The sequence below is a fragment of the Nesterenkonia halotolerans genome (assembly GCF_014874065.1).
Lineage (GTDB): Bacteria > Actinomycetota > Actinomycetes > Actinomycetales > Micrococcaceae > Nesterenkonia > Nesterenkonia halotolerans.
Genome location: NZ_JADBEE010000001.1, coordinates 980,744 through 993,494 on the forward strand (window position 1 = coordinate 980,744; position 12,751 = coordinate 993,494).

Sequence of the window (12,751 nt, forward strand, 5' to 3'; positions counted from 1 at the left end):
CCGCCGCTAGTCGATGGGGAGCCCGGCGAGGACCTGGCGGGTCTGCGCCACGTCCTGGTGCATCTGCTCCACCAGTTTCGCCGCACCCTCATAGGCGACCATCCCGCGCAGCCGCTGAACGAACTCCACGCGCACGTGCTGGCCGTAGAGGTCGAAGTCTTCGACCGCCTCGGTGGGCCGGTCGATGACATGGGACTCCACCACGCGTTCGAGCCCGTGGAAGGTGGGGTTCGAGCCCACCGAGATGGCCGCGGGCCAGCGTGCTCCGGCGGCGTCCTCCAGCCAGCCGGCGTAGACGCCGTCGGCGGGGATCATGCCCTCGGAGGCACTGGCCAGGTTGGCGGTGGGGAAGCCCAGGTCGCGGCCGCGTGCTGCACCGTGGACCACTTCACCGAGCACGGCGTGGGGACGGCCGAGCACCTCTGCGGCGGCGGCCACGTCCCCGGCGTCGAGTGCCTCGCGCACCCAGGTGGATGAGCACCGGCGCGAGGTCTCGGCCACGGTGTGACCGGAGAGCGCGAAATCGTCCACGCCCAGCACGCTGAAGCCGTACCGCTCGCCGAGTTCGACCATGGTCTCGAAGTTGCCCGAGTTGCCGCGTCCGAAGCGGACATCATGACCGATCACGACCACGGAGACATTGAGCAGGTCCACGAAATAGGTCTTCACGAACTCTTCGGCGGTGAGTCCTGCCAGGTCCAGGTTGTAGTGCAGCACGAGCAGCGCATCGATGCCGGACTCGGAGAGGCGCTGGACCTTCTCCGCGGTGCCGGTGAGCATCACCGGGCAGTCGTCGGGGCGGTGGACCTGCAGCGGGTGCGGGTCGAAGGTGATGGCCACGGCCTGCGTGTCTTCTTCGCTGTGGGCAGCGGCAACAAGCTGGGAGAGCACCTCCTGGTGACCCAGGTGGACGCCGTCGAAATTGCCGATGGTCACTGCGGTGGGTCCTAGTCCCTGGGGGACTTCTTCGCGACCGTTCCAGAACTGCACGTCCGAAAGCCTATCGCTCATGCCTGGGTGCCGCGCGCGGCGGAGCGTCCGGGGCGGTGGCGCAGCAGCCAGAACAGTCCGATGAAGGGCAGCACCAGCGGCACGAAGGCGTAGCCCTCACCGAAGTGGGACCACACGGTCGCCTCGTTGAACAGCTCCGGCTGCAGGTAGGTCCAGAGTCCGACGCCGAGCACCCCGGTCAGTTCGACCAGGACGGCGATCAGCGCGATGAGCCAGGCGCGCGCACCGATGCGGGCCAGGGCCAGGGTGGCGACGATGTAGACCGCCGCGGCGAACCCGCTGAGCGCGTACGCCACCGGGGAGGCCTCGAAGTCTGTGAGGATCTGATAAAGCGCCCGGGCGAAGGAGGAGACGGCGAAGATGCCGTAGGCGGTGATGATGAGCATGCCGACACCGCGGTTGCGCGGCGTGGGGGTCTTAGCACCGGTGCTGGCGGGGCCGCCGTCGGTGCGGGCGGCGGTGGCCCGGTCGCCGTCGGTGCGGGCCTGGCCGCCGTCGGCCGTGGTACTGCTCAAGTTCTCGCTCATAGCGCGCTTCCCCACCAGATCTCCTCCAAGCGGTAGATCATCACGAATACGACGAGCCCGACGAAGCTCATCACCAGGTTGGACCAGCGGGTCTTGTCGATCATGGCCCAGACGAACACTCCCACCGGGAGCATCAGTGCAGTGACAATATAGCCCCAGAACTCCCAGGCCTCTCCCGTGATCGAGGCGCCGGCGGCCTGCCGGATTCCGGCGTAGACCGCGTAGACGATCAGGTAGAGCTCGATCAGCCCCAGCGAGATGATCGAGGAATCAGCCGGGTGATCGCGCACCGCGGTCATGACCCAGCACACCACGACCGACAGTGCGCAGACGAGGGTGCCTATGAGGAACATCACCGTCATGCAGTGGATTCCTCGGACTGTGTCGGGGTCTCCGCGGGGGCGGTGGGCGCTGCTGCCGCGGTCGAACCTGACGCCGCAGCGGGGGCGGTGGCGGGGGCGAAGACCAGCTCGGGCTTGGCCTGGTAGCTGCTGGACTCGGCCGCGTCGGCGGCGTCGGGTGAGGCCGAGGCCCCCTTCTTGGCGGGGACGTCGCGCAGCAGAGCCACCAGATCACCCTCGGGGCTGAAGGCGGCCGTGAGCTGGGGGGCCTCACCCGTGCCGGAGGCCGTCACGCGCCGCCCGAAGCCGAGGTTCGCGGTCTCCTCGGCGGTGAGCTCGCGGGCGGGGAAGAGCTGAGCGGCCGCCTCGGCCAGACCGATATAGCCGAAGTCCTCACCCAGCTGTTCCAAGGTGAGGGTCTGATCGATGCTGTAGGGACCCACGGCGGTGCGGCGCAGCGCGGTGAGATGGCCGCCCACCTCGAGCGCTTCGCCCAGGTCTCGGGCCAGCGCGCGGACGTAGGTGCCGGAGGAGACCCGCACCTCGATGTCCACGTCGATCAGCTTGCCGCCCTCGATCCGGCGGATGTCGAGAACCTCGAAGCTATGCACGGTGATCGCCCGGGAGTTCAGCTCCACCTCTTCACCGGCCCGCGCCCGGTCGTAGGCGCGCCGACCGTCCACCTTGATCGCAGAGACCGTCGCCGGGACCTGCTGGATCTCGCCGGTGAGTCGGGCCACCTCGGCGTGGATGTCCTCGGCGCCCACCGCATTGGCGAACCGGGTCTGCAGAAGCTCGCCCTCGGCGTCGTCGGTGGTGGTGGACTGGCCCAGCCGCATGGTGGCGGTATAGGTCTTGTCCACCCCGACGATGTGGGTGAGCAGCCGCGTGGCGCGGTTGATGCCGACCACCAGCACGCCGGTGGCCATCGGGTCCAATGTCCCCGCGTGGCCGACCTTGCGCGTTCCCGCGAGCTTGCGGAGGCGCCCGACCACGTCGTGGCTGGTCCAGCCCGCAGGCTTGTCCACCAGGACGAGGCCGGAGCCGACCTCCAGCTCCTCGGGCTTCTGCTTCTTACCCATGGGTGCTCAGTTGGCCTCGGATGCGCGGCGAGTGCCGGACCCGTCGTCGTCCTCGGAGGACTCGTCCTCCTCGACCTGCCAGCGGTAGGGCTTCTCCTCGGAGGCGGGCTGGGCGTCCTTGCGGAGCGCGGCGACCTGCTCGTCCTGCTCACGGGCCTTGCGCAGCAGATCTTCCATGTGCGCCGCCGATTCGGGGATCTCGTCGGCGACGAACTCGAGGGTGGGGGTCAGCCGGATGTTGAGGTTCTTGCCGAGCTCGTGGCGCAGCACGCCCTGGTTCGCGGCCAGGACCGCCTCGGCGCCGGCGCGGGAGTCCTCGTCCGGGGCCATCACCGTGTAATACACGGTGGAGTGCTGGAGATCGTTGGTCACGCGGGCGTCGGTGACGGTGATGAGCTCGGCGCGCTCATCCTTGACCCGGCGACGCAGCGCCTCGGCCACGATCACCTTGATGCGCTGCGCCAGTCGGGCGGCGCGTGCTGGATCTGCCATGGGATGGTCCTTTCAAAAATTCTGTGTCCCAGCCTAGCCCCGGCGTGGGGCCCGGCTGGGCATGGGGTGCTGACAGGTCCGGGGACCCCGCCGTGTGGCAGAGTCCCCGGAACTGTCGCCGGGCGAACCGGCGGGCCTGGTCAGGAGCGAGGAATCTCGCGCATCTCCCAGGTTTCGATGCTGTCACCTTCGCGGATGTCGTTGAAGGATCCGAGGCCGATACCGCACTCGAAGCCGTCGCGGACCTCGGTGGCATCGTCCTTGAACCGCTTGAGCGACTCGATGGTGAGGTTGTCTGCGACCACATTGCCGTCGCGCACCAGGCGGGCCTTGGCGTTGCGGCGGATGAGACCGGACCGGACGATCGAACCGGCGATGCTGCCGAACTTCGAGGAGCGGAAGACCTCGCGGACCTCGGCGCTGCCGAGTGCCGCTTCCTCGTACTCGGGCTTGAGCATGCCCTTCAGTGCTGCCTCGATGTCATCGATGGCCGCGTAGATGACCGAGTAGAAGCGCATGTCCACGCCTTCACGGTCAGCCAGGTCGGTCACGCGCTCCGCAGGACGCACGTTGAAGCCGAGGATCACTGCGTTGTCCACAGTGGCCAGGTTCACGTCGTTCTGCGTGATCGCACCGACGCCGCGGTGGATGACGCGGAGCTGCACGTCGGCACCCACATCGATCTTGAGCAGAGCGTCTTCCAGGGCCTCCACGGCACCGGAGACGTCGCCCTTGAGGATGAGGTTGAGGGTGTCGATCTTGCCCTCGGCCACAGCCTGGTCGAAGTCTTCCAGGCTGATGCGCTTGCGGCGCTTGGCCAGCTGAGCGTTGCGCTCCACCGCCTCACGCTTCTCAGCGATCTGACGCGCGGTGCGGTCATCCGAAGTGGACAGGAAGGTGTCACCGGCGCGAGGCACCGAGGACAGACCCAGCACCTGGACCGGACGGGAGGGCAGGGCCTCCTTGACGGTCTCACCGTGCTCATCGAACATGGCGCGGACACGGCCGTGGGCAGTGCCGGCGACCATGTTGTCGCCCACCCGCAGCGTGCCGGACTGGACCAGCACAGTGGCCACGGCGCCGCGACCCTTGTCCAGGTTCGCCTCGATGGCCACACCACGTGCTGCCTTGTTCGGGTTCGCCGTGAGCTCCAGGGCCGCATCTGCGGTGAGCAGAACGGCTTCCAGCAGCTCGTCGATGTGCAGGTTGTTCAGCGCGGAGACGTTGACGAACATGGTGTCGCCGCCGTACTCCTCGGGCACCAGACCGTATTCGGCCAGCTGACCGCGGACCTTGTCCGGCGAGGCGCCTTCCTTGTCCATCTTGTTGACTGCGACGACGACCGGCACGTTGGCGGCCTTCGCGTGGTTCAGCGCTTCCACCGTCTGCGGCATGACGCCGTCATCGGCGGCGACGACCAGCACGGCGATGTCGGTGACCTTCGCACCACGGGCACGCATGGCGGTGAACGCCTCGTGACCGGGAGTATCGATGAAGGTCAGGCCGCGCTCGACGCCCTCGTGGTCCACGTGGACCTGGTAGGCGCCGATGTGCTGGGTGATGCCGCCGGCTTCGCCTGCGGTCACGTTCGCCTTACGGATGGAGTCCAGCAGTCGGGTCTTGCCGTGGTCGACGTGACCCATGACGGTGACGACTGCTGCGCGGGCCGAGAGCTCCTCGGAGCCCTCTGCTGCCAGCTCGTCCTCGATGTTGATGTCGAAGGTCTCGAGCAGCTCGCGATCCTCGTCCTCCGGGGAGACGATCTGGACCGGATAGCCCAGCTCTTCGCCCAGCAGGTGGAAGGTCTCTTCGTCGAGGGACTGGTTGGCCGTCGCCATCTCACCGAGCTTCATCAGCACGGTGACCATGGCTGCCGGCTCGGCATTGATCTTCTCGGCGAAGTCGCCCAGCGAGGAGCCGCGGCGCAGCCGCACGGTGACGCTGCCGTCACCCTTGGGAACGCGCACGCCGCCGATCTCGCGGGACTGGCGCTGCTCCATCTCCTGACGCTTTGCGCGCTTCGACTTGCGAGCCTTGGCCTTGGAGCCGCCGCGCCCGAAGGCACCTGCTGCGCCGCCACGACGAGGACCGCCGCCGCGACCGCCGCGAGGCGGTCCACCGGCCGGTGCGCCCGGACGACCACCGGCGGGTGCCGGGGTCTGGCTGGGCATCATCGAAGGCTTGGGGCCTCCCGGACGTGCGGCTGCCGGACGGGCTGCGCCGCCTGCTGCCGGTGCGCCGGGACGTGCGCCGCCTGCCGGGCGAGGTGCACCCGGACGAGGTGCGCCACCGGGGGCGCCCTGACCGCCGCGGGGACGGGGTCCGCCGCCGCGTTCGGTGCGCATGCCCTGCTGGGGTGCGAACGGGTTGTTGCCCGGACGTGGTCCAGCCGGCTTGGGACCGGGGCGGGGGCCGCCGGTTCCGCCGGGACGCGGGGCCTGGCGCTCGGCACCCATGCCCTGGCTCGTGGCGTAGGGGTTGTTGCCCGGGCGGGGTCCGCCGGGCTTGGAGCCGGTGGCCGGCTTGGCAGCGGGCTTCGACGCCTCAGGGGCGGCTGGCTCCTGCTGTGCAGGCTTCTCGGCAGGCTTCTCCGCAGCCTGGGGGGCTTCGGGTTCGGCCTTTGCGGCAGGCTTGGGCGCCGGCTTCGGTCCGGGCTTGATGCCGCCGGGACGCGGAGCCGAGGAACCTGGAGACGGTGCCGCGGAGGAACCGGACTGAGCCGGGGCCGAGGAGTCAGCGGCGGGTGTGGACGCGCCGTCGGACTTCTGCGGACCGGGCCGGGAGGCCGGAGTGGAATTGGAAGCGGGAGCTTCGGCGGGCTTGGCGTCGGGGAATGCCTGACGCAGCTTCTTCGCCACCGGGGGCTCCACGGTGGAGGAGGGCGATTTCACGAACTCGCCCATACCCTGCAGTTTCGCGAGGGCTTCTTTCGAGGTGATGCCGAGCTCTTTGGCGAGCTCGTGTACGCGGGCCTTGGCCACATTTCTCCTTGTCTGGCCCACGCTTCCCCGCCGGCACCAGCGGGGCTGATGTCAGCGGTTCATCGGCGAAGGCCGTTTGAACTTCTCTGAAACCGTGACGGAGTTGCTCTGAAAAGTCATCGCGGCGAACTCATGCGTCGGTGTTCATCGGGGATCCATCTCTCTGAACCCGCTTTCTGGCCTCAGTCTCTTGATGTCTGCACCGAAGTGCTGACCGACGAGCTGGGGCCGTTGGTGCCGATAATGTCGTGCAGCTCAAGTGAGCTCGTATCCACAGGCCGGCGGAACGCCCGGTTGAAGGCCTTCCGCTTGACTGCGGTGTCGAAGCACTCGCGCTGCGGGTGCAGCCAGGCGCCCCGTCCGGGAAGAACCCGGGCGGCGTCCCACACCACCTGCTCAGGTGCGGATCCGGCGTCGTCGGCTGCGATGAGGACAAGCCTCACCACGTCGTCCTGGGCGACCTGACGGCGACAACCGATACAGGTACGCACTGGAACCATGACAGTCTACCCCTTCTCACTGATTCGAGCAGAACCCTCTGCCCGAACGAACCCGGTCAGGGAGCGGCCAGCGTGGCGTCGGAGACGATGTCGATCCGCCAGCCGGTGAGCTTCGCGGCAAGCCGGGCGTTCTGCCCCTCTTTCCCGATGGCCAGCGAGAGCTGATAGTCCGGGACGACCACGCGGGCGCTGCGGGTGGCCTCGTCCAGGATCGTCACCGATTTCACCTTAGAAGGCGACAGCGAGTGGGCGATGAACTCGGCGGCGTCGTCGGAGTGATCGATGATGTCGATCTTCTCGTCGTTGAGCTCGGTCATCACCGCGCGGACGCGGGAGCCCATGGAGCCGATGCAGGCACCCTTGGCGTTGATGCCCGACTGGTGGGCACGGACCGCGATCTTGGTGCGGTGCCCGGCCTCGCGGGCGATGGCGGTGATCTCCACGCTGCCGTCGGCGATCTCCGGGACCTCGTGCTCGAAGAGCTTCTTCACCAGGCCCGGGTGGGAGCGGGACAGTGTGATGGAGGGGCCGCGCATGCCGCGGTGGACGTCGACGACGAAGGCGCGGAGCCGCCGGCCGTGGATGTACTCCTCGCCGGGGACGTGCTCCTGCGGGGGAAGCAGCGCCTCGACGCTGCCCAGATCCACCTGGATCATGTTCGGGTTGCGACCCTGCTGGATGGTGCCGGAGATCAGCTCACCCTCGCGGCCGCGGAACTCACCCAGGACCTGATCGTCCTCGGCGTCGCGGATGCGCTGCATGATGACCTGGCGCGCCGTGGAGGCGGCCACGCGGCCGAAGTCGCGGGGAGTGTCGTCGAACTCGCCGATGACCGTGCCGTCCTCGTCGCGCTCCTTGGCCCAGACCGTGACGTGACCCGTGGACTGATCGATCTCTGCCCGAGCGTGCTGCAGCGCACCGGGTGATTTGTGATAAGCCAACACCAGCGCCTGCTCAATGGCGGGAATCAGCCGCTCCAGCGGGATCTCTCGCTCTTTGACGAGCATGCGCAGTGCGCTCATATCGATATCCACTTGTGCCTCCGGTTATGCCAGTATCTACTCCGTGTGGGAAAACTCTACCTGCACTCGCGCCTGGGTGATCGACGCGAAACCGATCTCGGCGGGATCCGCGTACTTCACCGGCATGCCCTTCTTGGGTGCGGGCTTCTGCTCGGCCACCGTGATGGAGTCGTCGTGAACCGCAGTGAGCCGGGCCAGAATCGGGCTGCCTCCGGTCGGGGTGATCTCCAGCAGCCGACCCAGGTTGCGCTCGAAGTGCCGGGGCTCGGTGAGCGGCCGGGTCGCACCCGGGGTGGAGACCTCCAGCTCGTAGCTGTCGAGCTCGGGGAGCACGTCCTCCTCGTCCAACCGCGCGGAGATCGCCTGGGACAGGGCGGCGACCGTGTCCAGGTCCACCTGGTCGGTGCCCGAGGGCTGGTCCACCGAGACCTTCAGCGTGGTGGTCCCGCCGCTGGGGCTGAGCTCGAGCTCCTCCAGGTAGAGGCCCTGGTCGGTGACCGTGGGGATGATCAGCTCGGCGATCTTCGCGGTGCGGGCATCTGTGAAGCGCTGCGCTCCGGTGGGGCGTGGGGCGATGGCCATGACGGTCCTCTCAGTGGCGGGCGGTGCGTCTCCATTGTGCCTGAGACCTCCCTTCGCGTTTTACCTCCCCTTACGAGTTCTACCTGCCCGACGGTCGCCCTGGTAGAACGCGTCCGCGCCGGTAAAACGCTGGGAACAGGGGACGTCCGCCATGCTCAGCAGGCGTCGTAGGCGAGAAGGATCCTGCAGGTCGGCCCAGGTGAAACGCAGGACGGTCAGCCCGAGGGCGCGCAGCCCGTCCTCACGCTCCTTCTCTGCGATCACCACCTCCTCGGCGCTCCGGCCCGAGAGCGCCCTCGAGGTCCGGTACTTCATAAGCCCGTCGAACTCGCCGACAACTCCCGGGCCCTCCCAGAAGAAGTCGGTGATGCAGAACCGCCCGTTCGGCAGTTGAAACATGCGCTGCAGAATCGGGGCGGCGAATCCCAGTTCTGCGATGCGCACTCGCGCCCAGGACTCCCCCGCCGACTCCGCCCCACCGTCGGCGAAGTTCCATGCCGCGTCCCATCGCGCGCGACCTCGCGCCGATGCCACCTGACCCAACCAGGGCTCGACCAGGGAGAGCGGGCCCGCCGGATGCCGACGATCACCCACGCGGCCTGCCTTGTAGGCGTCGAGCACCACCACCGCATCCGCAAAATCCAGCCTGGGCACGGTGTCGGCCAACACCAGACCCAGCGGCTCCACGCAGAGCTCACGCCCTGCGGAGCTCTCCGCGTCGAAGTTCTCCAGCCCCGGAAAGGGCTGCCGGAAGAGTGCCAGCTCATACCCAGGTTTCCATTCCTCTCCCAGTCCATCCCGCAACCGGTCCCGGAGGGCCCGCGGATACTGGTGATGACGGGTACCGATGGCGCGCAGCGCTGCGGGGCTCGGGGCGCCGCCGTCGTGCGCCTGCGTATGAGCCCGCAGGAGACGTTCGATCGCGGTGGTGGAGGCTCGTCCGGTCAGCGCGGGCGCCGAGTGGAGGCCACTCTCCGAGTTGCGTGCGGTGCGCACAGTCACGGCATCGGGAGGGTGGAGCAGCCCGACACCATGCAGCGCCAGAGCAGTCGTCCGGCAGAAATGCGTCTGTGGTGCCAGCAGGTGCACGGCTGCTGCCGCAATCAGATGCCGGTCCCAGGGCGGTGACTCGAACCAGGTGGCGGGGTGGAGGTAAATGCCGCGGCGGATGCGCAACAGCTCTCCGGCATCGACCAGTGCGCTGAGCCTGCGCCCGATCTCCTCCACATCGCGGCCAGCTCCCGTTTCTATGCCGCGAGCAGCACCGGAGCTTTCCCAGAGGTCCCTGGCCCGGAGAAGTCGGCCGCGTGGCAGGGTGGCGGCAAGCGGGGCGAGGTGTGCAGTCATGGGAGAAGCCTGCTCCTGCGGCGGCCCTCCCCGAGTGAATTCGGCCGCACTGTGGATAACCCTCCCCGCCCCAGCGTTTTACCTCCCCTTCCGAGGAATACCGGGCGGACCGTCACCCCGGTAGAGCTCGCAAAGGGAGGTAAAACGCCTAGGGACGGGTGCCCCTTAGACTTGGGCCGGTAGAAGATCCCTCACCGGAAACGAGAACACCTGTGCCGCTCCGCCTGTCCCACCTGTTCCTCCGCACGCTGCGCGACAACCCGGCCGACGCCGAGGTCGCCAGCCACCAGCTGCTGGTCCGCGCCGGCTACATCCGCCGCGCCGCGCCGGGCGTCTACACCTGGCTGCCGCTGGGGCTGACCGTGCTGCGGAAGATCGAGGAGATCGTCCGCGAGGAGATGCACCGGATCGGCGCCCAGGAGGTCCACTTCCCCGCACTGCTGCCCAAGGAGCCCTACGAGGCCACCGGCCGCTGGGACGACTACGGCGACGGCATCTTCCGGCTCAAGGACCGCAAAGAGGCGGACTACCTGCTCGCGCCCACCCATGAGGAGGTCTTCACCCTGCTGGTGAAGGACCTCTACAGCTCCTATAAGGACCTGCCGCTCTCGATCTACCAGATCCAGACCAAGTACCGCGACGAAGCACGCCCCCGGGCAGGCCTGCTCCGCGGACGCGAGTTCATCATGAAGGACTCCTACTCCTTCGCGCTCACCGAAGAGGACCAGCGCGCGGCCTACGACGACCACCGCGCGGCCTATCTGCGCATCTTCGACCGCCTGGGGCTGCCCGTGGTCCCTGTCAACGCCGTCTCCGGTGCGATGGGCGGCTCCGCCTCGGAGGAGTTCCTCTTCCCCTGCGACATCGGCGAGGACACCTTCGTCGAGTCCGACGGCGGCTTCCGCGCCAACGTCGAGGCCGTCACCACGCCGACGCCGGAGCCCATCGACCACACGAACCTGCCCGCCGCGCAGGTGCACCACACCCCCGGCACCGACACCATCGCCACCCTGGTCGACGCCGCGAACACCCACCAGCCCCGGGAAGACCGGGAATGGACCGCCGCGGACACGTTGAAGAACGTGGTCGTCGCGGCCGTGCTGCCCGATGGTTCTCGGCGCATCGTGGTCCTGGGCGTGCCCGGCGACCGCGACGTGGACCTCAAGCGCGCGGAGGCCACCATCGGCGGAATCATCGGCGTCGGCGGCGAAGTGGCCCTGGAGGCGGCCAACGAGGCCGACCTGAAGAAGAACCCCGGACTGGTCCGCGGCTACATCGGTCCCGGCCTGTCCCTGGACGCCCCCGTCCTCGGAGCTCAAGGCAGCACCGGGATCACCTACCTGGTGGATCCCCGTGTGGTGGCCGGCAGCAGCTGGATCACCGGCGCCAACGAGGCCGATCAGCACGTGTTCGGCCTGGTGGCCGGGCGCGACTTCGGCTGGGACGGGATCATCGAGGCCGTGGTCGTCCAAGAGGGCGATCCGGCCCCCGACGGCTCGGGCCCGCTGCGCACCCGTCGCGGCATCGAGATGGGACACATCTTCCACCTCGGCACCCGCTACGCCGAGGCGCTGGGCCTGCAAGTCCTCGACGTCAACGGCAAGCTCGCCACCGTCACCATGGGCTCCTACGGCTTCGGCGTCACCCGCGCGCTGGCCGCCATCGCCGAGGCCACGCATGACGAGAAAGGCCTGATCTGGCCCGCCGCCATCGCTCCGGCCGACGTGCACCTGGTCGCCACCGGCAAGGGTGACGAGGTCTACGCCGCCGCCGAGTCGCTGATCACCCAGCTCGAAGACGCCGGCCTCAGCGTGATCTACGACGATCGTCCGAAGGTCTCCCCCGGCGTGAAGTTCGGCGACGCCGAGCTGCTCGGAGTTCCGATGCTGGTCACCGTGGGCCGCGGTCTGAAGAACGGCACGATCGAGCTCAAGGATCGTCGCTCGGGCGAGTCTCATGAGGTCGCCGTGGATGAAGCCGCAGCGGCGGTGCTCGAACACGTCAAGGGTCTGCAAAACCTCAAGGGCGCGCGCTGAACGAGGCCCTCGAGGCTGCCACTGATCTGCTGGTCGGGGGCAGCCTCGAGATCACCTGGGTGACCCTGCTGCTGCTCATCGCCGCAGGCTTCGCGGCCGGGTGGGTGGACGCCGTCGTCGGCGGGGGCGGTCTGCTACAGCTGCCGGCGATGCTGATGATCCCGGGGATCACCCCGGTGCAGGCGCTGGCCACGAACAAGCTCGGCTCGATCTTCGGCACCACCACCTCAGCGATCACCTACGCCCGGCGGGTGAAGCCGGCGATGGGCACGGCCCTTCCGATGGCTGTCGCCGCGCTGCTGGCAAGCTATTGCGGCGCCGTCGTCGCCGCCTCGCTGCCGGAGCGGATCATCCTGCCACTGATCCTGCTGGCGCTGATCGGCGTCGGCGTGTTCACCGCTGTCCGACCGCAGGTGGGCCAGCTGGAGAAGCTGCGACACGTGGGCATGGGGCATCTGGCGCGCGCCGTCATGATCGGCATGATTCTGGGCTTCTACGACGGCGTGCTGGGTCCCGGCACCGGAACGTTCCTGGTCATCGCCCTGGTCACCGTGCTGGGCTATAACTTCCTGAACTCCTCCGCGCAGGCCAAGGTGGTCAACGTGGCCACCAACCTGGGAGCGCTGCTCTACTTCGCGCCCGCCGGGCACGTGCTGCTGGGCCTGGGCCTGGTGCTCGGCGCCGCGAACATGGCCGGCGGCTACCTCGGAGCGCGGATGGCGATCGCCAAGGGCTCGAAGTTCATCCGGGTGGTGTTCCTGATCGTGGTCTTCGCCCTGGTGATCAAGCTGGGCTACGACGTCGCCGTCGACCTCTTCGGCTGAGCCCGC

12 protein-coding genes are annotated in these 12,751 nt (G+C 68.4%); 2 read left to right on the forward strand and 10 right to left on the reverse strand.

Going from position 1 to position 12,751, the window contains the following annotated elements:
* Positions 1 to 6: 6 nt before the first annotated feature.
* The 10 genes from H4W26_RS04495 to H4W26_RS04540 all read right to left on the reverse strand — a co-directional run bounded on the left by H4W26_RS04495 (position 7) and on the right by H4W26_RS04540 (position 9,885).
* A complete protein-coding gene (locus tag H4W26_RS04495; protein ID WP_378625961.1) occupies positions 7 to 990 on the reverse strand; it encodes a bifunctional riboflavin kinase/FAD synthetase in 984 nt (327 codons plus the stop codon).
* Between the two features lie 17 nt (positions 991 to 1,007).
* Complete coding sequence (locus H4W26_RS04500; RefSeq protein WP_225939596.1) at positions 1,008 to 1,526, reverse strand: hypothetical protein; 519 nt, start codon at positions 1,524 to 1,526, stop codon at positions 1,008 to 1,010.
* Positions 1,527 to 1,534: 8 nt separating this feature from the next.
* Entirely contained in the window at positions 1,535 to 1,900 is a 366-nt protein-coding gene (locus tag H4W26_RS04505; protein WP_192590930.1) for a hypothetical protein, read from the reverse strand.
* Complete coding sequence (truB, locus tag H4W26_RS04510) at positions 1,897 to 2,961, reverse strand: tRNA pseudouridine(55) synthase TruB (RefSeq protein WP_192590931.1); 1,065 nt, start codon at positions 2,959 to 2,961, stop codon at positions 1,897 to 1,899. Before truB ends, H4W26_RS04505 begins: the two co-directional genes overlap by 4 nt.
* A 6-nt stretch (positions 2,962 to 2,967) precedes the next feature.
* Positions 2,968 to 3,453 carry a 30S ribosome-binding factor RbfA gene (rbfA, locus tag H4W26_RS04515; protein WP_192590932.1) on the reverse strand — a complete coding sequence of 162 codons (486 nt, stop codon included), beginning with the start codon at positions 3,451 to 3,453 and terminating at the stop codon, positions 2,968 to 2,970.
* A 140-nt stretch (positions 3,454 to 3,593) separates the two neighbouring features.
* Positions 3,594 to 6,434, reverse strand: coding sequence for a translation initiation factor IF-2 (gene infB / locus H4W26_RS04520; protein ID WP_192590933.1), 2,841 nt, complete (start codon positions 6,432 to 6,434; stop codon positions 3,594 to 3,596).
* Between the two features lie 182 nt (positions 6,435 to 6,616).
* Positions 6,617 to 6,934, reverse strand: coding sequence for a YlxR family protein (locus tag H4W26_RS04525; protein WP_192590934.1), 318 nt, complete (start codon positions 6,932 to 6,934; stop codon positions 6,617 to 6,619).
* A 56-nt stretch (positions 6,935 to 6,990) separates the two neighbouring features.
* Positions 6,991 to 7,968 (reverse strand): transcription termination factor NusA, encoded by a 978-nt coding sequence (nusA, locus tag H4W26_RS04530; protein WP_192590935.1) that lies wholly within the window; start codon positions 7,966 to 7,968, stop codon positions 6,991 to 6,993.
* A gap of 24 nt (positions 7,969 to 7,992) precedes the next feature.
* Positions 7,993 to 8,538, reverse strand: coding sequence for a ribosome maturation factor RimP (locus tag H4W26_RS04535; RefSeq protein ID WP_192590936.1), 546 nt, complete (start codon positions 8,536 to 8,538; stop codon positions 7,993 to 7,995).
* Positions 8,539 to 8,598: 60 nt separating this feature from the next.
* Positions 8,599 to 9,885, reverse strand: a complete 1,287-nt coding sequence (locus H4W26_RS04540) for a hypothetical protein (RefSeq protein ID WP_192590937.1) — start codon at positions 9,883 to 9,885, stop codon at positions 8,599 to 8,601.
* A gap of 212 nt (positions 9,886 to 10,097) precedes the next feature.
* On the opposite strand from H4W26_RS04540, the gene H4W26_RS04545 reads away from it, so the two are divergent.
* Together H4W26_RS04545 and H4W26_RS04550 are read left to right on the forward strand one after the other, a co-directional pair.
* Positions 10,098 to 11,921, forward strand: a complete 1,824-nt coding sequence (locus tag H4W26_RS04545) for a proline--tRNA ligase (protein ID WP_192590938.1) — start codon at positions 10,098 to 10,100, stop codon at positions 11,919 to 11,921.
* A 29-nt stretch (positions 11,922 to 11,950) separates the two neighbouring features.
* Positions 11,951 to 12,745, forward strand: coding sequence for a TSUP family transporter (locus tag H4W26_RS04550; protein WP_192592016.1), 795 nt, complete (start codon positions 11,951 to 11,953; stop codon positions 12,743 to 12,745).
* Positions 12,746 to 12,751: the final 6 nt, after the last annotated feature.